General features: G+C 41.4%; 27 protein-coding genes. 6 read left to right on the top strand and 21 right to left on the bottom strand.

Features of this window, described 5'->3' with window-relative positions; all coding sequences use genetic code 11:
- Window positions 1–8: 8 nt before the first annotated feature.
- From FTU16_RS07500 to FTU16_RS07445, 12 genes are all read right to left on the bottom strand, one after another.
- Window positions 9–350, bottom strand: a complete 342-nt coding sequence (locus FTU16_RS07500; RefSeq protein WP_111885061.1) for a PilZ domain-containing protein — start codon at window positions 348–350, stop codon at window positions 9–11.
- A 15-nt stretch (window positions 351–365) separates the two neighbouring features.
- The gene (locus FTU16_RS07495) at window positions 366–1349 is read right to left on the bottom strand and encodes a DNA polymerase III subunit delta' (protein WP_078193725.1); all 984 of its coding nucleotides are present in this window, start codon (window positions 1347–1349) and stop codon (window positions 366–368) included.
- Window positions 1350–1362: 13 nt separating this feature from the next.
- Window positions 1363–2124 carry a 3-deoxy-manno-octulosonate cytidylyltransferase gene (kdsB, locus tag FTU16_RS07490; RefSeq protein WP_180059026.1) on the bottom strand — a complete coding sequence of 254 codons (762 nt, stop codon included), beginning with the start codon at window positions 2122–2124 and terminating at the stop codon, window positions 1363–1365.
- 3 nt (window positions 2125–2127) lie between these two features.
- Window positions 2128–3141 carry a tetraacyldisaccharide 4'-kinase gene (gene lpxK / locus FTU16_RS07485; RefSeq protein ID WP_078188953.1) on the bottom strand — a complete coding sequence of 338 codons (1014 nt, stop codon included), beginning with the start codon at window positions 3139–3141 and terminating at the stop codon, window positions 2128–2130.
- A 3-nt stretch (window positions 3142–3144) separates the two neighbouring features.
- Window positions 3145–4872, bottom strand: a complete 1728-nt coding sequence (msbA, locus tag FTU16_RS07480) for a lipid A export permease/ATP-binding protein MsbA (RefSeq protein ID WP_180074254.1) — start codon at window positions 4870–4872, stop codon at window positions 3145–3147.
- Window positions 4872–5294: a biopolymer transporter ExbD gene (locus FTU16_RS07475; protein WP_078193671.1), complete on the bottom strand. Its 423-nt coding sequence runs from the start codon at window positions 5292–5294 to the stop codon at window positions 4872–4874. The genes msbA and FTU16_RS07475 overlap by 1 nt, the downstream gene beginning before the upstream one ends.
- Before the next feature lie 13 nt (window positions 5295–5307).
- A complete protein-coding gene (locus tag FTU16_RS07470; RefSeq protein WP_168378889.1) occupies window positions 5308–5949 on the bottom strand; it encodes a MotA/TolQ/ExbB proton channel family protein in 642 nt (213 codons plus the stop codon).
- Window positions 5950–5980: 31 nt separating this feature from the next.
- Window positions 5981–6868, bottom strand: a complete 888-nt coding sequence (locus tag FTU16_RS07465; RefSeq protein WP_168378888.1) for a ParB/RepB/Spo0J family partition protein — start codon at window positions 6866–6868, stop codon at window positions 5981–5983.
- Window positions 6865–7647 (bottom strand): ParA family protein, encoded by a 783-nt coding sequence (locus FTU16_RS07460; protein WP_078188958.1) that lies wholly within the window; start codon window positions 7645–7647, stop codon window positions 6865–6867. Before FTU16_RS07460 ends, FTU16_RS07465 begins: the two co-directional genes overlap by 4 nt.
- A 24-nt stretch (window positions 7648–7671) precedes the next feature.
- Window positions 7672–8304 carry a 16S rRNA (guanine(527)-N(7))-methyltransferase RsmG gene (rsmG, locus tag FTU16_RS07455; protein ID WP_180022522.1) on the bottom strand — a complete coding sequence of 211 codons (633 nt, stop codon included), beginning with the start codon at window positions 8302–8304 and terminating at the stop codon, window positions 7672–7674.
- Between the two features lie 84 nt (window positions 8305–8388).
- Entirely contained in the window at window positions 8389–9078 is a 690-nt protein-coding gene (murU, locus tag FTU16_RS07450; protein ID WP_180007341.1) for an N-acetylmuramate alpha-1-phosphate uridylyltransferase MurU, read from the bottom strand.
- Window positions 9078–10091 (bottom strand): aminoglycoside phosphotransferase family protein, encoded by a 1014-nt coding sequence (locus tag FTU16_RS07445; RefSeq protein WP_078193676.1) that lies wholly within the window; start codon window positions 10089–10091, stop codon window positions 9078–9080. Before FTU16_RS07445 ends, murU begins: the two co-directional genes overlap by 1 nt.
- Window positions 10092–10211: 120 nt before the next feature.
- Between FTU16_RS07445 and FTU16_RS07440 the strand changes: the two genes are divergently transcribed.
- Together FTU16_RS07440 and FTU16_RS07435 are read left to right on the top strand one after the other, a co-directional pair.
- Window positions 10212–12692 (top strand): LPS-assembly protein LptD, encoded by a 2481-nt coding sequence (locus tag FTU16_RS07440; RefSeq protein ID WP_180163013.1) that lies wholly within the window; start codon window positions 10212–10214, stop codon window positions 12690–12692.
- A complete protein-coding gene (locus FTU16_RS07435; RefSeq protein WP_180163012.1) occupies window positions 12692–13999 on the top strand; it encodes a peptidylprolyl isomerase in 1308 nt (435 codons plus the stop codon). The genes FTU16_RS07440 and FTU16_RS07435 overlap by 1 nt, the downstream gene beginning before the upstream one ends.
- Window positions 14000–14152: 153 nt before the next feature.
- On the opposite strand, the gene hfq is transcribed toward FTU16_RS07435, so the two are convergent.
- The 4 genes from hfq to tsaE form a co-directional block, all read right to left on the bottom strand.
- Window positions 14153–14662: an RNA chaperone Hfq gene (gene hfq, locus FTU16_RS07430; protein WP_168378882.1), complete on the bottom strand. Its 510-nt coding sequence runs from the start codon at window positions 14660–14662 to the stop codon at window positions 14153–14155.
- A gap of 92 nt (window positions 14663–14754) precedes the next feature.
- On the bottom strand, window positions 14755–15699 hold the full coding sequence (miaA, locus tag FTU16_RS07425) for a tRNA (adenosine(37)-N6)-dimethylallyltransferase MiaA (protein ID WP_180010297.1): 945 nt from the start codon (window positions 15697–15699) through the stop codon (window positions 14755–14757).
- A 6-nt stretch (window positions 15700–15705) separates the two neighbouring features.
- A complete protein-coding gene (gene mutL, locus FTU16_RS07420) occupies window positions 15706–17718 on the bottom strand; it encodes a DNA mismatch repair endonuclease MutL (RefSeq protein ID WP_180163011.1) in 2013 nt (670 codons plus the stop codon).
- Window positions 17708–18187, bottom strand: coding sequence for a tRNA (adenosine(37)-N6)-threonylcarbamoyltransferase complex ATPase subunit type 1 TsaE (gene tsaE, locus FTU16_RS07415; RefSeq protein WP_180003097.1), 480 nt, complete (start codon window positions 18185–18187; stop codon window positions 17708–17710). The genes mutL and tsaE overlap by 11 nt, the downstream gene beginning before the upstream one ends.
- A 135-nt stretch (window positions 18188–18322) precedes the next feature.
- Here tsaE and FTU16_RS07410 point away from each other — a divergent pair, with 135 nt between their 5' ends.
- The 3 genes from FTU16_RS07410 (at window position 18323) to FTU16_RS07400 (ending at window position 20230) form a co-directional block, all read left to right on the top strand.
- Entirely contained in the window at window positions 18323–19228 is a 906-nt protein-coding gene (locus tag FTU16_RS07410) for a pseudouridine synthase (protein WP_180040217.1), read from the top strand.
- Window positions 19229–19340: 112 nt separating this feature from the next.
- Window positions 19341–19688: a type II toxin-antitoxin system RelB/DinJ family antitoxin gene (locus FTU16_RS07405; protein ID WP_180163010.1), complete on the top strand. Its 348-nt coding sequence runs from the start codon at window positions 19341–19343 to the stop codon at window positions 19686–19688.
- Window positions 19689–19786: 98 nt separating this feature from the next.
- The gene (locus FTU16_RS07400; RefSeq protein WP_168378877.1) at window positions 19787–20230 is read left to right on the top strand and encodes a GNAT family N-acetyltransferase; all 444 of its coding nucleotides are present in this window, start codon (window positions 19787–19789) and stop codon (window positions 20228–20230) included.
- Between the two features lie 137 nt (window positions 20231–20367).
- On the opposite strand, the gene FTU16_RS07395 is transcribed toward FTU16_RS07400, so the two are convergent.
- Window positions 20368–21087, bottom strand: a complete 720-nt coding sequence (locus tag FTU16_RS07395) for a pseudouridine synthase (protein ID WP_180163009.1) — start codon at window positions 21085–21087, stop codon at window positions 20368–20370.
- 151 nt (window positions 21088–21238) lie between these two features.
- On the opposite strand from FTU16_RS07395, the gene FTU16_RS07390 reads away from it, so the two are divergent.
- Entirely contained in the window at window positions 21239–21694 is a 456-nt protein-coding gene (locus tag FTU16_RS07390) for a DUF441 domain-containing protein (protein WP_180163008.1), read from the top strand.
- Between the two features lie 32 nt (window positions 21695–21726).
- On the opposite strand, the gene FTU16_RS07385 is transcribed toward FTU16_RS07390, so the two are convergent.
- The 4 genes from FTU16_RS07385 to FTU16_RS07370 form a co-directional block, all read right to left on the bottom strand.
- Window positions 21727–22902 carry a CynX/NimT family MFS transporter gene (locus FTU16_RS07385; protein WP_257227103.1) on the bottom strand — a complete coding sequence of 392 codons (1176 nt, stop codon included), beginning with the start codon at window positions 22900–22902 and terminating at the stop codon, window positions 21727–21729.
- 103 nt (window positions 22903–23005) lie between these two features.
- Complete coding sequence (locus FTU16_RS07380; RefSeq protein ID WP_180163006.1) at window positions 23006–24016, bottom strand: sensor domain-containing diguanylate cyclase; 1011 nt, start codon at window positions 24014–24016, stop codon at window positions 23006–23008.
- A 254-nt stretch (window positions 24017–24270) separates the two neighbouring features.
- Window positions 24271–24597, bottom strand: a complete 327-nt coding sequence (locus FTU16_RS07375; protein WP_180022512.1) for a gamma-glutamylcyclotransferase — start codon at window positions 24595–24597, stop codon at window positions 24271–24273.
- Between the two features lie 9 nt (window positions 24598–24606).
- Window positions 24607–25527, bottom strand: a complete 921-nt coding sequence (locus FTU16_RS07370) for a LysR family transcriptional regulator (RefSeq protein ID WP_078189020.1) — start codon at window positions 25525–25527, stop codon at window positions 24607–24609.
- Window positions 25528–25531 lie beyond the last annotated feature (4 nt).

Below are 25531 nucleotides of genomic sequence, written 5' to 3'. Positions count from 1 at the left end.
AGTTGTAACTACATAGTGTAACTTCTACGCCCCTCAGATTTAAGCCCTGCAAGCAAACGTTCTGCTTCTGTTTTAAAATAAACGCCTTTTTCGCCGCTTAATTGAATCCCAAAGCCTTGTGGTTTAATGCCATTTTGCTTTTGCGAAATCCAAATTACTTTTCCTGTCAAAGGAATTTTTATACTTTGTTCAGGCAAAGTCGCCAATAAGAAAACCTCATCACCCATTTTCACAGCTTGCTTTGATGGTACAAATAAACCGCCACCAACGACATAAGGCATGTAGCTCGCAAAAAGTGTTTCCACATCTGGAATATTAGCGTGAACGATCCCGCCCATACGTGGTTGCATGATGTTTCCCCTTAATTAAACATTCATCAGTTTGATGCAAAGCTCATCTACGACCAGATTCCCCTGTACGTTCTGCTCGATGAACCGCTTAGACTGCTGTAATTCTGTATAAATCCCAAAGAGTGTTTCGAGCGAATATTGCTCTGCCAACACCCCAAAATCCAAATCTATATTTTTTATGGATTGATTTAGCTTGACACAAATTATATCGGACAACAAGTATTCAAACATTTGACTAAAATCACTAAAACTCAGTGCTTTATTCCACTTGGTCGCAATTGCCATCGGCATGTTTTTTTGTGTCACAAGTTTTTGCCAATCTTGTAGAAACTCTTGGCGCATATTTAGCCATTCACTACTTGCCAATGAAATTGCTTGTAATGGCATTTGACTGGCTAAGTTCATGAGAACTTTGCGTTGGGTTTCACCACTATCAGGCAAATGCTGCTGTAAATATTGCTGTGATTGTTCGGGTTCAATACGATCCAATGCATAGTGCTGCATTCGACTGCGAATGGTTGCTGGCAATTTCAAATAATGCTCTGCCAATAACATAATCACAATCCGCTCGCCCGGCTCTTCCAGTGTTTTCAGCAATGCATTTGATGATGCAATGTTTAATGCTTCAGCAGGCTCAATCAACACAACTCGCCAACCGTCTACGGTTTGCTGTACAAAAGGCAATAAATCACGAATTTTTTCGATTTTAATTTTGGCATTTTGCTTTTTATTGTCTTCATCTGTACTGATGTGGACAAAATTTGGATGTGTATCTGACTTTAACCACTGGCAACTCCCACACTCACCACATGGCTCAGTTCGCTCATCACGTTTTTGACACAGCACCCATGCAAGAAATTGTTTTGCAAATGCCTCTTTACCACAGCCTTTTTTGCCATACAAAAGCACGCCATGTCCCAGTTGTGGAAAACGGCTGGTTAATGTATTCCATGTATTTTGCTGCCAAGGGTACACTTGCGCCACAATGTCATTTTGCATAAATCGTTAAACCTTATTCGAAGTTTGAAACATCCATTTGGTTCAAACGATCAAGGTCAGCTTGAGTATCTACGCCAGGTGGTAGGTTCGCTTCTGCCACAGCAATGGCAATACGGTGACCATTTTCCAAAACACGTAATTGTTCAAGGCTTTCTAATTTTTCTAGTACACCCATATCCCAAGTGACATATTCTTGTAGCAGTTTTACGCGGTATGCATAAAGTCCTAAATGACGAAAGGCTTGATCATGCAAGGTTTGTTCTACTTGCTTTGCACCATCACGGTCATAAGGAATAGTCGCACGGCTGAAATACAGCGCTTGATTGTGCTTTGACATCACCACTTTGACGATGCTGTCACGTTGAAACTCATCTAGACTATGAATCGGCTCGCAGAGTGTCGACATTGAACATGTCGGCTGATCAACAAGTAATTGTGCAACTTGTTTTACCAATTGAGCAGGAAGCAAAGGTTCATCACCTTGCACATTGACAATAATGTCATCACTCGCCCAACCTTTGATGCGTGCAACTTCACTTAAACGATCTGTACCAGATGGATGTTCTGCAGAGGTCAATACCACATCAACCCCTTCCGCACGACATACTGCTGCAATACGCTCATCATCTGTAGCGACACAAAGGTCATCGAATCCTGCAACTTTTTTGGCTTGATCGACCACACGTAAAATCATCGGACGGCCATGAATTTCAAGTAAAGGCTTACCCGGTAAACGTGAACTTGAAAAACGTGCAGGAATAACAATATGTTTCATAAATTAAATGCCTTCGGGAAGTTTCAGACCCAGTTGTTTCAACTGCGCATGCAAAGTTTCATAACACGCAGGTGACAACACTGCATCTACAGGAACAACCCATATTTCTCTTTTAAAATCTGGATTATTTTTGAGGATCGCTAAAATTTTAACTGCATCTTTTTCAGTGGTAATGATGGGATTGGCATCTTCAAACTGCAAATCACTCAGTTCATATTCATAATGATCTGGGAATTCATGACATTGAAATTGATGAATCCCCATATTTTCTAAGGTTTTATAAAAGCGTTGCGGAAAGCCGATACCCACCACAGCATAAAAATCTTTATTTGCATCAAATGTCGTCACAAGATCTTTATTGAGCAAATAAGGCTGCGCCGCTTCAAGGTGCATATTCAGTGGAGAACTTGGATCTGCTGAATGCTCAATGACCGTTCCACTGGCAAGACGCTTTTTCGGTTCACGCAAATAACCTTCAGGTAATAATTTTTCATTGCCTAAACCACGGTTATTATCCAGCACGATCCACTCCAACTGACGTTGAAGTGCCCAATGCTGCAAACCATCATCACAGATGATCAAATCCAATTCATGCTTGGATAGTAGCAACTCAATACTTTGCTGGCGATTTGGACCGACCGCCATTGGCACACCTGTAGACTGAACGATTAAGCTCGGTTCATCACCCACGATTTCAGCCGTCGAGTCTAAATCCACATAGGCCGGAAATGGTCCTTGACCACCATAGCCACGACTGATCACACCAACACGCAGCTTTAAGCTATTCAAATAACTGACCAAATGAATGAGCAATGGGGTTTTACCACTTCCACCCACTGTGATGTTTCCAATGACCATGACTGGAATAGGCGCTTTATAACTTTGCTTAATACCTGATTGATAGAGTTTTTTATTGAGTAAAAAGCCGCCACGATAAAGCCATGACAAAGGTCTAAACACAACGAGCCACTTTGCCTGTTCATTCCAAGCATCCTGAATCAATTGTGCAAAAGACATGTCTTAATTTTCCTCAAAATTACGCTGATGAAGTTGGTAATATGCACCACGTTGTGCCATCAATTCCGTATGAGAACCTTGTTCAATAATACGCCCTTTATCCATCACTACAATACAGTCTGCATTTTCAATGGTCGATAAACGATGCGCAATCACGATCGTGGTACGATCTTGCATCGCAGCGTCAAATGCTTGCTGAATAAAAAATTCAGATTCGTTATCTAGCGCACTGGTCGCTTCATCTAAAATTAAGATCGGTGCATTTTTCAAAATGGCACGTGCAATCGCAATCCGTTGACGTTGACCACCTGATAGATTTAAACCTTGGGCACCCAATGGTGTGTCATAACCTTGCGGTAAATCCATAATAAAATCATGTGCAAATGCAGCTTTGGCAGCAGCAATGACTTGCTCATCAGTTGCATGCTCGAGCTGACCATAAGCGATATTTTCACGCACAGTACGGTTAAACAAAACCACTTGCTGATTGACCATCGAAATCTGAGTACGCAAGCTATTGAGTTCTATGTCGTGAATATCATGCTGATCAAGCAACAATTGTCCTGATGACACCTCTTGGTAACGTACCAACAGATTAACCAGTGAGGTTTTACCTGCACCCGAACGTCCAACCAATGCAACGGTTTGTCCTGCATTGACTTTTAAATTGAAGTCATGAATCGCATGGTGACCATCGGCATAGATCAAGTTGACATTTTTAAATTCGATTTCGCCTTTTAAAGCAGGCTTCAGCGTGCCGTTATTCACCTCTTCTGGCATATCGAGCAATTCAAAAACTGAATAAGCTGCCGCCATGCCTCGTTGCAGTTTTTCATTGACATCCGTTAAGGTTTTAATCGGCTTACTCAACATACCTGCGGCAGTGATATAGGCAACAAACTCACCTGCTGATGTATCTTGTAAAATCTCAGGGCGTAGCGCGATATACATCACGATACTGAGCGCGATCGACATAATCAGCTGAACAATTGGGCTATTGAGTTGTTGCACCACAACCATTTTTAAGCCGCGGCGTAAGTTCTCCATTGAGCTTTCATAAAAACGTTTTTGTTCATAATCTTGCCCTGCAAAGCCCTTAACCACTAGGTTGCCTTGCACTGTCTCTTGCACCACATGGTTAACATCACCCATGGTACTTTGCACTTGCATGGATAATTTACGCATGCGCTTGGATGCTTTACGGATAATCAGACCAATAATTGGGCCAAAAATCAAAATACATAGAGTTAAACGCCAGTTGGTATAGAGCAAATAACCCAATAATGCGATGGTAATCAGACCCTGTTGTACAATCGTTTTCAGTGACTCAGATGATGCTGCCGTCAACTGTTCAACGTTATACATAATTTTTGCAGTGATATGACCGCTCGAATTATCTAAATAATATTGCGAAGGCAAACGCATGAGTTTTGCGAACACTTGCTGACGAATATTAAAGATTAAGTTTCGAGAAATCACTGCGGTAAAATATCCCCCCATGAACAAACCGAGTCCACGGAAGAACATCAATAAAACCACCAAGAGTGGAAATAAGGTTGTAAAGCTTTGATCTTTGTTTTGAATGGCTTCAATAATGCGTTCCAATAATTTTGCGACAGAAACTTCTGTCGCAGCATTAATACCGAAACCAAGCAAAACCAGCAGGCCGATTCCCCAAAAAGGTTTTAAATAACTTAATAGGCGTAAATAGACCTTAAAATCGTGCTTCACTAATAACCTCGAGTTGGAACTTTGGTACTGATGTTGATATTCACAAATCCAAGTTGACCTGCAACATCCATCACCCGAATCACATCCTGATGTGTTGCTTTTGCATCTGCTGCAATCACAAACATTAAATCACGACGATCATTGGCTGTCTGTTTAATTGCAGTATTCAAATCAGAGACTTCTTTACTCGCCAATGACTGACCATTGACAGAATAATGTCCTGTTGAATCCACCACAACTTCAATCTTTTGATCATAGTTTTTAGGTGGAACACCCTGTGCATCTGGCAAAGTCAGGTTCATTCGACTCATCTGGTTAAAGGTAGTCGAGAGCAACAAGAACACCAAAATGAACATCAAACAGTCAATCATCGGTGTGAGGTTGATATGAATATCTTCAACCTGACGACGTTTAAATTTCATGCGCAGTCTCCACTCAGCTGGCTTTCTGAATGTCCTGACTTTCTACTTCAGGTGTTTTTTTATAAAACAAAGCGGCATGAAATAACGTCGACTGCTGTTCTAACTCAGCCACATATTCCTGAACCAAACGTTGGAAATAGCGATGTGCAAATAATGCAGGTACCGCAATTAACATACCGGCAGCAGTGGTAATCAAGGCTTTAGAAATACCCGGCATCATCAATACTGGATCACTATTGGTGCCTATATCAATCATTAAGAATGCTTCAATAATACCGATCACCGTACCCAACAAACCTAGTAACGGTGCAACAGCGCTTAAGGTGCCCAAAAAGTTGATATTTTTTTCTAAATAACCAATTTCTTGTGACGCTGTGACTTCCATTTGCGCACGTGCATATTGCTCGTTTTGATCTTTACTGGCAAAACCTGCATCCAAGACACGACCCAATGTACTTTGCTGTAAAGTTGGACTTTGCTTTAGCTGCTGCACCACATCTTTCACTGATGTGTTCACATTCATCATCAAGTCTTTTGGCAACACCATTGATTTCTTTAAACGAATAAAGCGCTCAATGGTAATGGCTACCGTAAAGATCGAACAAATGACGAGCGGGATCATTAACCACCCGCCCGCTTTGACTAATTCCCACATTTGATTTTCCCCAATAAATCGAATTTAAAAATTATTCAGCTAGACAAATATTTAAAATGCCATCTAGCTCTTCAAGAGTATGGTAGCTAATCACCAGCTTGCCTTTCCCTTGTTTATTATGATCAATTTTCACATCTGCACTGAAACGATCAGAGAGACGTTGTGTCAGTTGCTGAATGTCTGATGAAACACTTGGTTTCGCTTTTTGTTGTTTTGGTGCATTCAAATCACGAACAAATTGTTCGGTTTGACGTACAGACATACTTTTTTCAATCACCATTTCAGCAACTTTCAACTGATCTTTGGCTTTTAGCGTCAAGATCGCACGTGCATGCCCCATATCGAGCAAACCTTGCTGCATAAAGTCTTTGACTTGATCCGCTAAAGACAAGAGGCGTAGTAAGTTACTAATCGTGGTCCGTGCTTTACCGACCGTGTCGGCAATCTCTTGATGACTTAAACCAAACTCGTCATGGAAGCGTTGCAAAGCCATGGCTTGATCGATTGGGTTCAAATCTTGACGTTGAATGTTTTCAATCAATGCCAAAGCAATGGCAACTTGATCACTCAAGTCACGAACAATGGCAGGTACTTCAGTTAAACCTGCAAGCTGAGCTGCACGCCAACGACGCTCACCAGCAATAATTTCGTAGGGATGCTTTTCATCTTCGACAGGACGAATGACGATTGGCTGCATGACACCATGCTTTTCAATCGATGCAGCAAGTTCTTGTAAATCTTGTTCTTTAATGAAACGACGCGGTTGATACTCGCCGCGTTTCAATAAATGCACATCAATTTGTTTTAACTGTCCATGATCTAAAGCTTTTGCTTCGAGCTGTAGTTTTTCTTTTTGAATTGAGCCGAGTAAGGCATCCAGACCACGACCTTTAGCCAGTCCGCGTTTTTTTACGGTCATGCTTTAGTTCCTTTTTTTACTTTGGTTTTTTTTAACATCTCAGCTGCCAAGTTCAAATAAGCAACTGCACCCTTCGAGCTTTTTTCAAAATAAATTACTGGTAAACCGTGCGCAGGCGCTTCAGCCAAACGAATATTTCGCGGAATGACCGTGTCATAAAGTTTCTGACCGAAGTATTGTTCAAGCTCAGCAGACACATCACGTGTTAAGGCATTACGCGCATCGTACATGGTACGAAGCACACCCACGATCTCTAGATCTGGGTTTAAAGCTTGCTGAATACGGTCAATGGTTTGGGTTAAGTCAGCCAAACCTTCCAATGCATAATATTCACACTGCATTGGAATCAGCACCGCACGTACCGCTGCAAGTGCATTGACAGTGATCAAACTTAAACTTGGCGCACAATCGACAATAATATAGTCGAAGTCTTTTTCAACACTTGCCAACGCTTCACGCAAAATAAACTCACGACCGTCTTGATCCGCAATCGCCAGTTCAACACCGGCCAAGTCACGGTTTGCACCTAAAACTTTATAGCCCACTTCCGCTTTATATATGGCGGTTTCAATCGGCACTTCGCCGAGTAAGACATCTGTGACTGAATACAGCAAATCATTTTTTTGAATGCCCGAACCCATCGTGGCATTGCCTTGTGAATCCATGTCCACAAGTAAAACTCGTTTTTTTAATATGGCTAAAGATGCAGCCAAGTTCACAGCCGTTGTGGTTTTACCTACGCCACCCTTTTGGTTTGCAATCGCAATAATTTGAGCCATGGTAACCCCAGTCCTTTGAAAATTTTAAATACGTTTAAGAAAAATTAAATGACGCTGCTCATCAAGTCGTGGAACTTGTAATGCAACGATATCAATCTTGAAATCACTTTTCAGTGTTTCAACTTCTTCTTCAGGAATTAAGCCTTTCATCGACGCAATAATACTTTGCGCATGCATATACGGTTTAGAGGCATCCACAAAATCCGTTAATGATGCAAAAGCACGACTGGTAATCACATCAAACTGACCCAGTTCATGAATGCTGTCTTCATTTTCGACACGTGTTTGTACCGCAATGACATTTTTTAGTTTTAAGTCAGCAATAAATTGTTTTAAGAATCGAATTTTTTTACCGTTGGCATCTAAAAGCACACATTCACGTTCAGGCTGACACAGTGCAATGATCATGCCCGGCATGCCACCACCCGTACCGATATCCAATAAACGACCTACAGGCAAATCATTTAGGATACTTAAGCTATCCAATAAATGCTTAACTAACATTTCTTTAGGATCACGAATAGCGGTTAAGTTATATGCTTTGTTCCACAGCACTAGGGCATCTTGGTATTTCAGCAATAGATTTAATGCTTCTTCACTCAAATCTAAGCCAAGCTTTTGACTACCTTGCTTTAAGTCTTGAAAAAAAGGATGCATAAAGAAGACATCTCAATAAAAATTAACTGAAGTATACCGATTTCTAAGCCGTGGAACAGTAGCTAACGCTTAGCGAATATGCACTTAATCGTACATGCCTTGGCGAATCTGTAGATCTAGATCACTTAAACGCTCAGGTGTGCCAACATCAACCCATGCAGTTTGCATTTTCTCTGCAGAAATTTTTCCATCCAACATAGCTTCTTTCAATAAAGGTGCGAGCGGACGCTTGCCCGCTTCCAATCCATCAAACATATTTGGATGAATGACCGCGATCCCACTATAGGTGAGTGCCTCGCCTGCATGTTCTTGCTCAAAGGTATAACTACGCCCTGCATCCAAGATAAAATCACCCTTTGGATGTTGCGTTGGATTAGTCACATAAACCAAGTGTGCCAAATCATCTTTTAGCTCAACATTGAGCAAGGCTGAAAAATCGTAAGTCGTCCAAACGTCACCATTGACTAAAATAAACGGTTCTGTCCCAAGCAAAGGTAAAGCATTAATAATGCCACCAGCTGTTTCCAAACCTTCCGCTTCACGTGTCCAACGAATATCTACACCAAACTGCGAACCATCACCTAAAGTACCAATCAGGATATCTGCAAGCCATGCAGAATTGATGATGATTTCAGTGACACCTATTTTTTTTAGCTTTTCTATATGCCAAACAATCAGTGGTTTTCCACCCACTTCAAGCAAAGGCTTTGGCTTATACAATGTTAAAGGGCGCATCCGATTTCCGAGACCCGCTGCTAAAATCATGGCTTTCATTATGCAACAACCTCATAAGTGCCGTATTTGGCTTCAAATTTCGGCAATACTTTAGCGTGAATAAATTGCATAAAAGGTTGTAATTCTGCATATGGTTTACTTTCTTCAAGTAAATACCACATCACACGCGGCAAATCTTTGAGATAACCTGACTTACCATCACGCTCAAATAAGCGCACAAAAATACCTAAAATTTTGATATGACGTTGAATCGCCATCAGGTCAGCGTCTTGTTTGAATTGCTCAAAGTTACGACCTTCTTTAGCCGATGCAGGTAGCAAATCATAGAACGTCTTAAACCATGCATAAACACGATCTGCATTCCACTGAACATAGGCATCACGTGTGATTGAGATCAAATCATAAGTATCTGCACCAATCACAGCATCTTGGAAGTCAATCACACCCTGATCTTGCTCACCATCAAGTACCATCAAATTACGGCTATGAAAATCACGATGCACAATCACTTGAGGCTGAGCCAATGCAGCATTGGCTAAGATAGCAAAGGTACGTTTAATCAGTGCCGATTCTTCTTCAGTAGGCTGCACTTGTAGAGATGGCAATAACCAATCGGTTAACAGCTCCATTTCAGAAATCAGCTTTTCATAGGTATATGCAGGAAAATGAGCAGTTCCATCAATTGACTGCAATTGAATCAACTGTTTAAAACTTTGAGCATAATGTGCGTCTACGGTTTGATCATTCAACAACGTAGACAATAAAACATCACCAAAATCTTCTAACAATAAGAAGCCTTGATCGAGGTCTTTGGCCACGATATGTGGTACACGCACGCCATGTGCATCAAAAAATTCATCAATCGACACAAAAGGACCACAATCTTCTTTTTCTGGTGGTGCATCCATGAGCATAAATGTTTTATTATTCAATTTGATTCGTGCATAACGACGGAAGCTTGCATCGCCTGCTAAGAAGTTAATTTCAAATTGATCTGAACCGAGTACAGATGAAATCCATGTTTGTATCAATTGTTCACGTTGTGTATTCATTTGCGATAAATTCTAATACAGGCTGAGTTTTTAAAGTGCTAAGTGTAGCTACTTATCAACTTTTTCTCTATGATGCGACAATAATTAATTGCGATTAAGCATACCTGGTTAATGAGACAAATGAAGCATCAGTTTAAATTTAATCCTTTAGCGACTGCGATCTTAACCCTTCTATGTGGTAGCTCGTTACCAAGCTATGCAGCACCTGTTTCAAACCCGTCCACGGATGACGATACAGAACAACTCAAACAAAGCATTTCAGAAGCTTACCCTGGGCAGCAGTTCTTCGAACAATATTATGTCGATAAATCTGCACCTGAAGCACAGATTCGCAACACCAATCAATTAAGTTCTGCGTTTTGTACAGGCACCTGGATTACCCCAGTTGCTCCAACAACAAAAGCTGTTGCCCCAGAAGACGCAACCTCTACCATTACCGCAGACTATGGTCATTTTGACCCGAATGGCGATTCCATTCTTGAAGGTAATGTTCTGATTGACCAAGAAGGTCGTCAAATTCGTGCCGATCAAATCAAAATTGATAAAACCCAAACCCATGCCAATGCTTCTGGCCGCGTACAAATGGCACAGTCAGGGCTGATTTCTCAAAGTGACTCTATTGATTACAATTTAAAAACCCAACAAGGTGATTTAAATAACAGCTTCTTTATTGCTGAACAGCAGCATGCGCATGGTCGTGCTGAAAAAATTTCGCGTACTTCAACCAAAACCCTTGAATTAGAAAATGCGGTTTATACCACCTGTCCACCCGATGAAAAACCAACGTGGAAAATTCAAGCAGACAAAATTAAGCTGAATCAAGAAACTGGTCGTGGTGAAACCAAAGGAACAACACTTTATGTAAAAGATGTTCCTGTAATGGCTGTGCCCTATTTCAACTTCCCGATTGATGACCGTCGTACCACAGGTATTTTGACCCCAAGCTTTGGTTTTACCAATGACGGTGGTATTGAGCTTGCAGTACCTGTATATTTAAACCTTGCGCCAAACTATGATGCTACGGTAACACCACGTTATATTGCAGACCGTGGCGCAATGATGGAAGGTGAATTCCGTTATTTAACCAAAAACTTTGGTTCAGGGATGGTGTGGGGTGGTTATTTACCATCCGACCAAAAGTATGACGATCAAGATCGTAAAGACTTACATTTCCTCCATAACTGGAAAATTAACGATCAATTCACGACAAATTTAGAATATAACTATGCATCTGATAAAGACTATTTCTCAGATCTCAATAATAATCCAAACTCAAAAACTGACCTGAACTTACGCCGTGCATGGGAACTCAATTATAAAAATGGTATCCCCGGCCTAAAAGCACAGCTTAAAGTTGAAGACTTCCAAACACTGGATAAAACTGTCAGTGATGAAGACCGTCCGTATGCGCGCTTGCCGCAATTCCTACTGAACTACAAGACTGGTAATCCGCTCGGCTTACAGTACGAATTTAACAACGATACAGCATATTTTAAAAAGAATCTGCGTGGCGATAATATTCCGCAAAACAATAGTGATGCGACAATGTATGAGCCAAGTGGTGCACGTATTTATAACGACTTTAGTGTGCGTTATAACTATCGCAACCCATGGTCTTTTGTAATTCCAGAAGTGTCTATTCGTAACGTAAACACGATTTATGATCAAGATACTGTTGATCGTGCCAATACAAATAACAATCACTCTAGTAGTGAAAGTAAATCGGTCATTGTACCGCAATTTACTTTAGATGCGGGTCTTGTGATGGAGCGCGAAGGTCGTTATCTACAAACTTTAACGCCACGTTTCTTCTACGCGTATTCTCCATACAAAAACCAAGACACTAACCCGAACTTTGACTCAACCACAGCGTCAATTAACTATGACCAGTTGTTTAGCCCGCGTCGTTTCTACGGTAATGACCGTTTAGAAGACAACAACTTCGCATCTCTAGGCTTAAGCTATAGTTTATTTGATGATGTAGGTCTTGAGCGTTTAAAAGCTAGCGTTGGTCAAAGTTTCTATTTCGAAGACCGCCGCGTCACGCTAAACAACGTCTCTGATAAATTTGATACCGAACGCCATACCGGCCCTGTCGTGAGCATTTCTAGCCAGCTATCTGACAGCATCAGTGTGAATGCCAATTCTGCATGGATGGCGAATGGTGATAATGCTCAGCGCGATATTCAAATGTATTACACAGGAAATAAAGGCAATTTATACAATGTCGGTTATTTCCATCGTAAAGACATTCCGAACCGCCAAGACAGCTATGACCAAGCAGTAGCATCGTTTATTCAACCTATTCACAATAACTGGCGTCTTATCGGTCATGCACAATATGACCTCGACAACAGTATTGCGCGTGAATATTTACTTGGTGTGAACTACGAGTCATGCTGCTGGGGTGTTTCAGTTTATGGTCGTTCGTACTATAACGATTTAGATGATGTAACATCTTCAGATGTTAAACCAAAACGTGCCATTATGGCGGAGTTCACTCTAAAAGGTTTAGGTGGCTTCAACAATAAATTAACCTCTTTGCTTGAAAACCGAGTGTTGGGTTTTAACAATATTAATCAATCTTGGACAGAACGTTAATGAAGACAAAACAGTTAAAACAAATTTTTAAAGCGTCAGCCTTGGCACTTTGCCTATCAACTTCTGTATCTGTATTTGCTGCTGCGCAACCTAAAGATGAAATTGTAGCTGTCGTTGACAATAGCGTGATTCTACGTAGTGATCTTGATCAAAGCATTGCCGAGATCACTCACCAACTTCAAGTAAAAAAACAAACCGTCCCACCGACTGAATATTTGCAGCAACAAGCTTTAGAACAACTGATTACACGCCAAGCACAGCTTGAACAAGTAAAACGCTATAACGTCAAAGCGGATGAAAAATCGCTCAATGAAGCCGTACTTAAAGTTGCGAAAGATGCCGGCTCTCCAAGCTTAGAAGCATTTCAGCAAAAATTAGATGCTGTTGCGCCAAATACCTATGCTGGTTTACGTGCACGTATCGCTGAAGACATCGCGTTACAACGCCTACGCCAACAGTTGGTCACTTCTCGCATTCAAATCAGTGACCAAGATGTGAAAAACTTCTTAAGCTCACCACAAGGTCAAGCAGCACTAGGTAATCAAGTTCATGTCTTACATGTACGCGTTGCTAGCAGTGATAATGCCGTTAAAATCGCTGAAGACATTCGTAAAGAACTTGCAACAAGCAACGATGTTAAAGCAATTACCAGCAAATACAGCACTAAAGACATTAAAGTTGACGGTGCAGATATGGGCTTCCGCAACTTATCTGATATTCCAGATGAGCTTGCTGCACGTGTAGCACCTTTAAAAGTCGGTCAAACCACTGAACTGATTTCAGTACGTGATGGCGTTCATGTTTTAAAATTAGTCGACCGTAAAGGTGGCGAACAAAAAGCCATTGTTCCTCAATACCAAACTCGCCATATCTTGATTCAACCATCTGAAGTGGTGAGTCCTGAAAACGCAAAACAAATGATCGACAGCTTGTATAACCGCCTGCAAAAAGGTGAAGATTTTGCAGTCTTGGCTTCAACATTCTCGAATGACACAGGTTCTGCTGCCAATGGTGGTAGTTTAGGTTGGGTTAGCCCAGGTGTTATGGTTCCAGAATTTGAAGCGATGATGAAATCAACTGCGAAAGGTGAAATCAGCAAACCCTTCCAATCTCAGTTTGGTTGGCACATCCTGCAAGTGACCGATACACGTCAACAAGACATGACACATGAAGTACAAGAACGTATGGCACGTCAGATTTTAGGTGAGCGTCAATTTGACACTGAACTGGACAGCTGGTTACGTGAAATTCGCAACAATGCCTATGTTGAAATTAAAGACCCTGCTCTAGATCGTAAAAAGAAATAAGTGAATAAACAAAAAACCAGCTTCGGCTGGTTTTTTTATGTCGATTTTTATCATCATTCAGCGCTGTAGTAATTATTAAAAAACCAGTATTTAAACCATCTACTCTTTTTATAGGCAAAAAAACCTCCCATTTGGGAGGTTTTTTTAATTCAATTAACGATTGTTGTTTTCGTCGTCTTGAGCATCTTCAAATTTAGTTTCGCCATCAAAACCAGCATTTTGACCACCGAAACCACTTTGACCACCGAAGCCACCTTGACCACCAAAGCCACCTTGAGAGCCAAAACCACCTTGACCACCGAAGCCACCTTGGCCACCGAAGCCACCTTGACCACCGAAGCCACCTTGACCACCAAAGCCACCTTGACCACCGAAGCCACCTTGTTGACCGCCGAAGCCGCCTTGTTGACCACCGAAGCCGGCAGCGCCTTGAGCACCAGCAGGAGCACCAGCAGGACGTGGGTTACGTGCTGGAACAACAGTTGAAATAGCGTGTTTGTAAACCATTTGGCTTACAGTATTTTTTAATAAAACAACGTATTGGTCGAAAGATTCAATATGACCTTGCAATTTAATACCGTTTACAAGGAAGATCGACACTGGAATACGTTCTTTACGGAGAGAATTTAAGAACGGATCTTGTAAAGTTTGACCTTTAGACATGTTATAACTCCAAAAAATAATAAAAATCAGCGCAAAAGCTACCTTTACTTTTCAATTAAAAATTATCAAAAAGGTAGTCTGTAAATTTTGCTTTATCCGTAGCACTTTCGCAAGTCTTCTTGAGCCTGCTGCGCAGTTAAATATGTAGTAAATTTATGCGTTTCTTGCAAAGATCTTAACCAAGTATATTGACGTTTTGCAAGTTGTCGTGTTGCAAAAAGCGCCTTATCCTCCATTTCACGCTGTTTTTCGCTACTTTGATCACTATTTTTCAAAAAATCTAAAGCTTGACGATATCCAACTGAGCGCATAGAGGGTAAATTTTCATCTAAATCGTATTTTTCAATGAGAGCTTTCACTTCATTTAAAAATCCAATTTCCCACATTGTTTTTAGACGTTGAGCTATACGCTCATGTAATTCTAATCGGTCGGGCAATAATGCGTAATTATGAAAATTGTAACGGTATGGTACGTTTTTAGGTTGCTCAGCTTGTAACTGCGTAATGGGTTTACCTGTTAATTTAAAAACTTCGAGCGCACGGATAATTCGTTGCTTATCACTCGGTTTAAATTTTTCACCTGCCAATGGGTCTACATTGCACAGTTCTGCATATACAGCATCCCAACCTTGCGACTCAGCTTTGGCTTCAATTTCAGCACGTACAGCATAGTCTGCACTTGGTAAGTTTGAAGACAACCCTTCCAATAAAGCTTTGTAATACAACATCGTACCACCGACTAAAATCGGTGTTTTACCTCGGGCATGCATATCATCAATCAGCACACACGCATCTTCCACAAAGTTCGCTGCCGAATACACTTCTAGCGGACTGATAATATCAATCAAATGATGTGGATATTTCTCCAACTCAGCTTTACTAGGCTTGGCCGTACCAATATCCATATCCTGAAAAACCAAAGCAGAATCGACTGAAATTAATTCGAATCCACCTTGCTCGTATAACTCACATGCCAAGGCGGTTTTACCGCTTGCAGTTGGTCCCATTAAGTTGATGACCGGCAATTGATTTGACATGTAAAACTACTCTCCCCGAGCAAAAAGTTTATCTAGCTGTGACAATGGAAACGCACGCCACGTCGGACGTCCATGGTTACATTGGCTGGCAAATTCAGTTTGTTCCATCTGACGCAGTAATGCATTCATTTCAGATAGACTTAAAATACGGTGTGCGCGTACAGCGCCGTGACAGGCCATGCCTGCCAATATTTGATCACGCTTTTGTAGTAACCCTGCAACCTGATCAGTTGGGTCTAAATCATTTAATAAATCTGGAATCAGCGCATCAAAGTCTGCTTTATGCAAAATGGCAGGAACACCTCGGACAATAACTTGCTCATCGCCATATTGGTCTATTTCTAAACCTAGGCGTGCCAATTGTTCTTTGAGCTCATCGACGCGCATCGCTTGCATCCGACTGATACTGACGACTTTAGGAATCAGCAATTGCTGTGATGTCCAAAACTCAGGTTTATCCCAAGCCGTTTTCATTTGTTGTAAAACAATGCGCTCATGCGCAGCATGCATATCAACAATGATTAAACCTTCGGTGTTTTGGGCCAAAATATAAATACCATGCAATTGCGCAATGGCAATCCCCAAAGGATGCTCATCGACTTTCTGCTGAATATGTTCAGCCAAAGAAGTATCAGGATCATTTGTAGACTCAGTTTGACGTAAAGGCGCTAAATAACTTTGCAATGCATTATTGAGCTGTCTGGAACCCGCTAAATTTGACTGATATCCAGTGCTATTGTTCGACGCATTTGAATATTGCTGTGTATAAGCTTCCAGACCTGTTGGCGCATGATTTGAACCATATTGCACCGTTGCTGGCGAACTAAAGTCAGTAAGTCCACCTGCGATCTCTGGACTGACAAAATTTATGCCTTGCTCTGCAACTGGCTGAGGTTGATGTAATGAAAATTGTTCCTGATGACGCGGCTGCGGAATAATATTTTCGTGTGCCTGCCCATCAAGTTTCATTGCAGATGACAATTCGGCGGTCGCGGTTTGAAATTGCGCTAATGTCGATTTGGCAAAATGACGAACAAACTCATGTACTTCACGTTGATTTAGAAACCGAATTTCATGCTTGGTCGGATGCACATTCACATCGATATTTTCAGGATCAACTTCCATAAATAACAAATAAGCGGCATGTTGATGTCCATGCAAAATACCGTCATAGGCCATGCGAAGTGCATGTGAAACTGTCTTGTCTTTTACGATACGTCCATTCACATAGACATATTGCATATCGGCTTGCGCACGTGCATCTGAAGGATGACCCAACCAACCGCTAAGACGCATATTGACGCTATCAGCATCCATCCAGTACGCATTTTCAGTGAATTGACGGCCTAATAATTGTTGCACCCGCTGAAAACGGAGCGCGCCACTGTCTGCAATTGGCAAGTTCAGCTTAATACTATTGTTATGTTCAAGGACAAAACGTATATCAAAATGGGTCAGTGCCAAACGACGGACAATTTCTTCGATATGTCCAAACTCAGTCCCCGGTTTTTTGAGGAACTTACGCCGTGCAGGCACATTAAAAAATAAATCTTGCACACGGATGGTGGTGCCTTGCGTCGCTGCCACAGGCTGAATTTCTTGCGAATCAAATGCGGTGCCATTTACTTCGACCTGATAGCCTACACCGTCATCATTTTGGCTACTGGTCAATGTCAAACGAGACACCGCAGCGATCGAAGCCAAGGCTTCCCCACGAAAACCTAGACTTACAATGGCATGCAAATCTTCAGCAGTTTGGATTTTACTTGTGGCATGGCGCATGACCGCCAAAGGTAGATCTTCAGGGTGAATACCCCGACCATTGTCTATTATTTCAATCAGTGTACTGCCGCCTTGTTCAATACGAACAATCAGCTCAGTCGCCCCTGCATCAATGGCATTTTCCAGTAATTCTTTGACCACAGAAGCAGGACGTTCAATCACTTCCCCTGCGGCAATTTGGTTGGCTAAGGCAGGATCAAGCGTTCGAATGCGGCGGGCACTGATTTCATTCAGCATGGTTAAATTTTTGCTCCAAAGCGTTTTGCAAAGTTTTTGAAGAAGAGCTTAAAGTCGCTGTACGGGTGGTTTCATCCGCAGACTTTTCAATATTAATAATTAAATCAGCCTCAGGGATTTCGTCGCCCCCTTTAGATGGCCATTCAAATAAAAATAGGGCGTTCGGCGTTTCTAAATAATCACGGATACCCATAAGTTCAAGCTCATAAGGGTCATTCAGACGATATAAATCAAAATGAAAAATATCTTGTCCTTGAATATTGTAAGGTTCAACCAATGTATAGGTTGGACTTTTTACCGCACCTTGATGACCCAAGTGTTGTAAAAAATAACGTGTTAACGTGGTCTTTCCTGCACCCAAGTCACCAATTAAATACGCTACACCCGTCGTAAAATGCGTCGCCAGTACGGTAGCTAAGTTTTGGGTATCGACTTCACTATTAAGTTCCAGACTGAATGAATACTGCATATTACTCACAACATGTACATAAGAATTAAATATGATAGCATCGCACTGGCTAAAATGGATATGTTCACACTATAGATTGAGCATTTTTCATGATGTGTTCTCTGCTTCATTTGCTCAGTTTTTAGATCTTTCTTCATGCACAGTTTTGAATTTACTCCCCCGATGATCAATGGTGTCAGTGCCAGCAAAGTCTTCCTAGACGGTCAACACACGCAAGCCTCTACCGTCTATGCATATTTGTGTGAACAATTTCCTCATATCCAAGCAGCAGAGTGGCAACAACGATTTAAGGATGGATTGGTCTATGCCGCAAATGGTGACGTTTTAACGATAGACAGTCCTTTTGAAGCCAATCGTCATGTTTATTATTATCGATTCTTAGCGCATGAAATCCATGTTCCTTTTGAGCATCAGATTTTGTTTGAAAATGATCATTTCATTGTGGTCGATAAACCACATTTTCTCACCATGAGTCCAACCGGTCAGTATGTACAAGAAACCTTATTGGTTCGACTCAAAAAACAAACGCAGCTTGAACAGCTAACACCGATTCATCGTTTAGACCGTGAAACTGCAGGTGTGGTGCTGTTTTCCAAATGTGTCGAAAGCCGTGGGCTGTATCAACAAATGTTTGCCACTCGAAACGTTCAAAAAACCTATCATGCCATTGCAGCTTATCGAGATGAATTAAATTTCCCAATCACAACTCGCTATCGCATGGAAAAAGGTCAACCTTTTTATACAATGCAAATAGTAGATGGTGAACCTAACAGCGAAACCTTCATTCAGCTGATCCAGCAGCATGGAAACCGCGCTAAGTATGAATTAAAGCCACATACCGGCAAGCAGCACCAACTCCGTGTGCATTTAAATGCTTTGGGCATTCCAATTCAAAACGACCCCTTTTATCCAGTAGTGCAACATAAGGCAGAGGATGATTTCAGCCAACCTTTACAACTACTTGCGAAACATCTTGAGTTTATCGATCCTGTGACAGAGCAGGCTTTTCAATTCAGTTCTGCCTATGAATTGACACTGTAAATCGATTGTCATTACATTAAATTGATAAAATACTGCCGAACATTCTTGAATTTATGATAGTTTTGATTAGAATAAATGCGAAAAGTTAAGTATTTTAAAGCTTTCTAAGAATATGAGAAAAACTGAAGTCTACCAAATCCGCCTCGATTCACAGGAAAAGAAACAGGCCTTTGCCGTGTTTAAACAATTAGGCATTACACCTGCACAGGCTGTACGTCTATTCTTTAAACAAGTTGTTTTAACCAAATCAATCCCCTTCTCTATTGAAAACCAAAATATCAATATTGAACAATTGATTAAGTTACGCAAATTAAAACAACAAGAAGCTCAAGCCATTTCAACCACTGAAATTAACCCTGCGGAATTAGAAATTTTAAATAATGATCCATTATTAGATGATGATCATCTCGACTTGTTTGAAGAGCTCAATGCAATTTTGGGTGAAGGTGACAAAACTTAACACTGTCGCATTTATAAACAATTTATAAATCAACCAATTTCGAAAATTCGATATGCTTCATGCAAGACTGATAAAAATAGCATGGAGTATAGAAAAAAATGATCGTTCGACGCGCAACAGAAGCAGACCTTCATCCACTTGCCGTTTTATTTGATGAATATCGCCAATTTTATGGCACCTCTTCTAATCTTGATATCTCATATAAATTTCTAAGACAACGTTTTGAAAATAATGAAAGTGTAATTTTTATTTGCTTAAAAGATGATGTGATTACTGGGTTTATCTTACTGTATTTGGGCTTTTCATCTGTGGCTTGTTCAACCTACTATATTTTAGATGATGTCTATGTCAGCCCTGTATATCGTCGTCAGGGTTCAGCCAAACAATTGATCGATACCGCTGTTCTCTTTGCACAACATGAAGGTGCGCTTCGAATCAGCCTCGAAACTCAAAAAAATAACTATCACTCGCATCAGCTCTATGAATCGATGGGCTTCATTAAAGATGATGAATTTCAAACCTATCATTACTTTATTCGTTAATGCCTTGCTCGACGTTAAATACACAATCAACGCATATTAGAAACGCATCTTTAAATCAATAATTAGCAGACATATTTAGGGGCTTTAATACCGCACATTCATCCTTTGAATAATGAAGTATCAAAGCCCTGTACCTATTACTGTGGATTTAGATTTTCACGAAATTTCGATTGTTCAATTTGCACTGCATTCAAATAGATCCATTCACCTTCAGCAATATCTTCAAGCTTTAATTGTCCTATTTGAGCACGATGTAAAGTTTCAACTTTATTGCCCACAGCCGCCAACATCCGCTTCACTTGATGATATACCCCTTGATGGACAGTCATTTGTAATTGCTGTGAAGCCAATAGCTGCACATCGGTTGCAGCGAAAATGCCTTTTTCGTTTCGCAGCTCCACGCCTTGTTGCAATTGTTGCATTTGCTCAGGCGTCACAGGATCTGCGGTATGCATCGAATACACTTTGGCAACATGCTTTTTAGGGTGTGTCAGTGCTTGTAGATATTGACCATCATCCGTGAGCAGCAACAGTCCAGTGGTGTCTTGATCCAGTCGCCCGACGCATTGCAGACCACGATTTAACAGCACATCATCAAATAATTCAAAAACACTAAAATGATGGGTTGCCTGATGCGAACATTCATAACCTTGGGGTTTATTTAACGCAATATAGATATGCTCACGATAGACATAGTCCTGACCATTCACACTGTAGCTTAAATCATTCAAGTCCAGTTTTTGCTTTGGATTATCTACAATCTCACCGTGTATTTCGACCGCACCATTTTTAATCAACTGTTGGCAATATTTACGCGAACCAAAACCTTGTGATTGCAGCATTTTATCCAAAAACATAGAACAACCTAATAAACACCATATATTGCTATTTTATACTGAACAGTGACTCAACTTGCAGGAAAAATAGCGGAAATGATCTTGAACGCCAGTTATTAATGTTTCTGCGCTACACTATTGATTATTTATTGAAGTTTCTCACGAATATCCTATGTCTCAGTTGGATTTAAATCTGATCGTGTTATTGGTGTTATTGGCTTGTGGTATCTTTAGCCACAATACAGCGATCACCATAGCAGCAGGTGTCTTGATTATTTTCCGCATCACGCCTTTGAATGAATTTTTCCCCTATCTGCAACAATATGGCTTAAACATTGGCATTATTATTTTAACCATTGGCGTACTCACACCGATCGCTAGCGGGAAAATACCCGGCGATTCAATTTTAAAATCCTTTTTAAGTTGGAAATCCCTCGTCGCAATCGCCATTGGCGTCTTTGTCGCATGGTTAGGCGGTCGCGGTGTCAAACTGATGTCCAATCAGCCAGATGTGGTTGCCGGACTACTGATTGGGACAGTCGCAGGTGTTGCCATGCTGCGTGGTGTACCTGTCGGCCCACTCATTGCAGCAGGCATCTTGTCTTTACTGATTGGGATTAAGCAATAAGGCCGTTGCTGACATAGCGGTTTAACAAAATGTTAATTTGAGCCATGCTGCATTTGAAATAAACGTCGACTAAGCATAATTCCAACGAATGACAACGCTGACATCAAGATACCCGCCCAAAACCACGCTCCAGTCTGTGAAACTACGGTGGCAATCACGGGAGGCAGAACAAATTGTGAAATGGCAGAACATTGTAAAATCATGCCGATCGTCGTACTAATTGCCGCAGGATAAGGTGCAAAATGCAGTGCTTGCGCAAAGACCGTCGCAGCAACTAAGCCACCAAATAGCGAAAAACTAAACACTGTTAAATATTGCAATAAAAACGGTAACGCGTCTTTAAAGAGATAAAATCCTAAGGAGCAAATGATCAAGACGGCAAAACCCAGTTGGACTAAAGTTTTAGCTTGAAAACCACGCTGTAATAGCAGTCCACACCCCCATGTGCCCACTGCATTCGCAACGGCAACACTGGCTGTTAAAGCGCCTGCCAATTCAGCTGAAATTTGGTTTTGTGCATAAATCATCGGTAAGAAACCCACCAATGCAAACCACTGCCCTGCATATGTCCCAAAAATGAGCGCCAAAAGCCATGCTGCAGGATGTTTCAGAGTATCCCGAATGAGACCAATAATAGGTGTTGTATTCAGCGCCACATTAGGCTGAGGAATAAACATCGCAATACAGAGCAGTAATGCCGCAGTGATCATAGCGAAACTGAGCCAAACTACGCTCCAGCCATATTGAGCAATTAGAAATGGCGCGACCAATAAGGCAATCCCCATACCTCCGCCCATATAAGCACTCCACAGTCCCATCTTTGCGCTGATGTGCTGTAGCGGTACAAGCTGACGGATAAATGCAGGCCCTGTGAGTGTCACCAATAAGAAGCCAAATCCTTCTATGACACGCAGTAGCAACAAGACATCAAAGCTTTGTGCAAAGCTCCCCCATGCACTTGCTATCGTTAATAAACTTAAGCCCAGTAAAATACACAGCTTAAATCCAATTTTTTGGATATAACTGCCAATCAACAATGCAAAGCACATGCCTGCGCCTTGTACCAGTGAGAGCAATAAACCAGATTGAATAAAGCTAATGCCGAGTTGCTGTTGTAATACAGGTATTGCGGGCGGTAGTTTCCCGATATGCATTGCAGCAATAAAACCTGCCGCAATAATGAATAAATCTTTTGACATCCCTTTCATTGAATTGTCATGCTCTTTTCGCCATGCAATAGGGCTCAGCATAACCATTCAAAATATTCAAATCAGTCAAAAAACAAATAACGTTAGATTAATTTTCAATTAGTTATTCAATATTAACTTGTTTCCGCTCACGCTTATTGGCGTACATTTTCAAATCTGCCATTTCGACCAATTGATCGATGGATTCGGCATCCTCTGGAAATAAAGCCATGCCAATACTGGCACCAATTTTCAAGCTCATTTGCTCAAATGCAAACGGCAGTCCGCAACTTTCTGCGATTCGATTCATCGCCGTTTGCGCACGTTCTAAGTTGGCAATATTGGTTAAAATCACAGCAAATTCATCGCCACCCAAGCGTGCGACCAAGTCATCTTGACGTGTTTCACGCAAAATGCGCTGTGCAATTTCTTTCAGTGCAGCATCCCCAATGCGATGTCCAAACTGATCATTAATCGGCTTCAGACCATCCATATCAATCATCAAGATACCCAGTATTTTTTTCTGCGCGCGTGCTTTTTCTATCCCTTGACGTAAAAAGTCGACAAACAAAGCCCGATTGGCTAAGCCGGTTAAGCTATCTTGAGTCGCCAATTTATATAACTCTGTCGCACCGAAACGTGTTGCATGGTACATCGCCGCAGCGATCAACTCAGACATCAAACTCAATATATGTAAATCGGCTTCCTGAAAGGCATCGACTTGGTCAGAGTAAATCTTTAAAACACCGACACCTTCATCACAGTGAATCAATGGCACTACTGCCATCGAACGCAATCCAACACGTTGACATGCCACGCGATCTACCCGTGCATCTGTTTCCGAATCTTGGCAATACAGTGTTTGTTTTTGCGCTATACATAGACCCGATAAACTATTTTCAATATGAAGTCTTAAACCCAGTAAATGACTCGCCCCACCAGACACTGCACGATAGACCATATCACCATCTTCAGCCAACTCTACAACTGCACCTTTAGCATGTGTAATCTGCTGCGCCTGTTCTGCCACTACGGTCATCACTGCATTTAGATCTAAACCCAGTTTGGCAATAGCTGTCTGCGTTTGAATCACAGACATGAGTTGAGTTGGTGAGGGTTCTATAGAATTGGGCATGATTGAGTTCAAACAGGGTTCAATGTGAGATACAGCTCAATTCTAAAAATTATTCATCCACTTGTATAGCAATCTTAAAGTAATTTCTGCGCATTCAAGCACTTTAGATACAACTCTTTCAAATACTGCTCTTCGAAAGAAAATGCACTCAAGGAAACAACAGAGCATGCAGAATCATCGATACACATATCGAAGGTTGGTGAAAGTCATGATGTATGGATGGCCCACGTATTTTACGACTCTCCCTCACGATATTATTTCAAGGCATAAATTTCACTCTGCATCCATTCTCCGCCTTCCAGTTGTACATCGACAGCAACACGTTGATATTCAGTACCTTCAAATTCATCTAAAGCAGCCCAATGAGCTGCTAAGTTTTCAGAGATAAAAACATAGCCTTCAATGGCTTGACCTGCCTTCGATAAACGGATGCCCGGACTGCCCATCGCCGCACCCCAGCCTTTATGTTCTAACTCACCCCAAACCACACCTTTCTTCCACTCGCTACCTATGTGCTCCATCACATGAGCATTGGGCTGACCTAGACGTAATGTCCCGTATACAAAAAGACTCTGTGTCATAGATCCCCCTTAGTTGGAATAATATTGATTGCGTTTTTGTGAGAATTTCGCCAACTGTTTTAGGAAGCCTTCAAAGTAGCTTTTTTCAGCCTCTTCGGTACGATAACCGGCGTACAAAGTCCGTCTTAAACCTTCAGGTGAAACACAATCTAAGCGTCGAGATGTCACCCAACCTTTTTGTTCATATTCATTTACCACCCAATCAGGTAATGCCGCGATACCACGACCACTTGCAACCAACTGAATCAGCATCTGAGTCAAATCAGTCGTACGGACGTGTTTAGGCTGAATATTGGCCGGTAAAAATAATTTCGCCATGATATCTAAACGATGTTTATCGACCGGATAGGTAATAAGCGTTTCTTCTGCTAATTCTTGAACAGTCACATTTGTTGCACGAACCAATGGATGCGTATTTGACAGTACCAAACGAGACTCATATTCAAAGATAGGGAAATATTCCACACCTTTTAAATTGATCGGATCTGCCGTAATCAGAAGATCAAACTCGCCCGTTTGTAATAGTTCATGCGGATTGGCTTCAAAGCCAGAGGCAAAGTCTAAATCTACATCGGGGTATTGTTGACGGTAGACATTCAATAACGGCATGAGCCAGTCAAAGCAACTATGACATTCAGAAGAAAAAATAATTCGGCCGGTTTGACCATGCACAATACGTGTAATGTCCGATTGCGCAATTTGAACTTGCGGCAAAATGTCATCGGCAAGGCGTAGTAAACGTTGCCCAACATTCGAAAAGGTCACAGGACGTGTCCGTCGGTTCACCACCTCTACCCCATACCAATGATCAAGCTCTTTCAACTGATGTGAAAGCGCAGAAGGCGTTAAACACAGATCATTAGATGCAGCGACCAAAGAACCATGTTCTCTGAGTGCCAATAATGTTTTGAGATGGCGTAATTCCAACATAATG

The organism is Acinetobacter sp. YH12069 (assembly GCF_013419675.1).
GTDB lineage: Bacteria > Pseudomonadota > Gammaproteobacteria > Pseudomonadales > Moraxellaceae > Acinetobacter > Acinetobacter amyesii.
This window is presented reverse-complemented; position numbering and strand designations above follow the sequence as displayed.

Bases quoted from the DNA above. Each gene is read 5' to 3' on its own strand.
- FTU16_RS07500 (WP_111885061.1), bottom strand. From the start codon at position 350: ATGCAACCACGTATGGGCGGGATCGTTCACGCTAATATTCCAGATGTG.
- FTU16_RS07495 (WP_078193725.1), bottom strand. From the start codon at position 1,349: ATGCAAAATGACATTGTGGCGCAAGTGTACCCTTGGCAGCAAAATACA.
- kdsB (WP_180059026.1), bottom strand. From the start codon at position 2,124: ATGAAACATATTGTTATTCCTGCACGTTTTTCAAGTTCACGTTTACCG.
- lpxK (WP_078188953.1), bottom strand. From the start codon at position 3,141: ATGTCTTTTGCACAATTGATTCAGGATGCTTGGAATGAACAGGCAAAG.
- FTU16_RS07475 (WP_078193671.1), bottom strand. From the start codon at position 5,294: ATGAAATTTAAACGTCGTCAGGTTGAAGATATTCATATCAACCTCACA.
- FTU16_RS07470 (WP_168378889.1), bottom strand. From the start codon at position 5,949: ATGTGGGAATTAGTCAAAGCGGGCGGGTGGTTAATGATCCCGCTCGTC.
- FTU16_RS07465 (WP_168378888.1), bottom strand. From the start codon at position 6,868: ATGACCGTAAAAAAACGCGGACTGGCTAAAGGTCGTGGTCTGGATGCC.
- FTU16_RS07460 (WP_078188958.1), bottom strand. From the start codon at position 7,647: ATGGCTCAAATTATTGCGATTGCAAACCAAAAGGGTGGCGTAGGTAAA.
- rsmG (WP_180022522.1), bottom strand. From the start codon at position 8,304: ATGCATCCTTTTTTTCAAGACTTAAAGCAAGGTAGTCAAAAGCTTGGC.
- murU (WP_180007341.1), bottom strand. From the start codon at position 9,078: ATGAAAGCCATGATTTTAGCAGCGGGTCTCGGAAATCGGATGCGCCCT.
- FTU16_RS07445 (WP_078193676.1), bottom strand. From the start codon at position 10,091: ATGAATACACAACGTGAACAATTGATACAAACATGGATTTCATCTGTA.
- FTU16_RS07440 (WP_180163013.1), top strand. From the start codon at position 10,212: ATGAAGCATCAGTTTAAATTTAATCCTTTAGCGACTGCGATCTTAACC.
- FTU16_RS07435 (WP_180163012.1), top strand. From the start codon at position 12,692: ATGAAGACAAAACAGTTAAAACAAATTTTTAAAGCGTCAGCCTTGGCA.
- hfq (WP_168378882.1), bottom strand. From the start codon at position 14,662: ATGTCTAAAGGTCAAACTTTACAAGATCCGTTCTTAAATTCTCTCCGT.
- miaA (WP_180010297.1), bottom strand. From the start codon at position 15,699: ATGTCAAATCAATTGCCGGTCATCAACTTAATGGGACCAACTGCAAGC.
- mutL (WP_180163011.1), bottom strand. From the start codon at position 17,718: ATGCTGAATGAAATCAGTGCCCGCCGCATTCGAACGCTTGATCCTGCC.
- tsaE (WP_180003097.1), bottom strand. From the start codon at position 18,187: ATGCAGTATTCATTCAGTCTGGAACTTAATAGTGAAGTCGATACCCAA.
- FTU16_RS07410 (WP_180040217.1), top strand. From the start codon at position 18,323: ATGCACAGTTTTGAATTTACTCCCCCGATGATCAATGGTGTCAGTGCC.
- FTU16_RS07405 (WP_180163010.1), top strand. From the start codon at position 19,341: ATGAGAAAAACTGAAGTCTACCAAATCCGCCTCGATTCACAGGAAAAG.
- FTU16_RS07400 (WP_168378877.1), top strand. From the start codon at position 19,787: ATGATCGTTCGACGCGCAACAGAAGCAGACCTTCATCCACTTGCCGTT.
- FTU16_RS07395 (WP_180163009.1), bottom strand. From the start codon at position 21,087: ATGTTTTTGGATAAAATGCTGCAATCACAAGGTTTTGGTTCGCGTAAA.
- FTU16_RS07390 (WP_180163008.1), top strand. From the start codon at position 21,239: ATGTCTCAGTTGGATTTAAATCTGATCGTGTTATTGGTGTTATTGGCT.
- FTU16_RS07385 (WP_257227103.1), bottom strand. From the start codon at position 22,902: ATGAAAGGGATGTCAAAAGATTTATTCATTATTGCGGCAGGTTTTATT.
- FTU16_RS07380 (WP_180163006.1), bottom strand. From the start codon at position 24,016: ATGCCCAATTCTATAGAACCCTCACCAACTCAACTCATGTCTGTGATT.
- FTU16_RS07375 (WP_180022512.1), bottom strand. From the start codon at position 24,597: ATGACACAGAGTCTTTTTGTATACGGGACATTACGTCTAGGTCAGCCC.
- FTU16_RS07370 (WP_078189020.1), bottom strand. From the start codon at position 25,527: ATGTTGGAATTACGCCATCTCAAAACATTATTGGCACTCAGAGAACAT.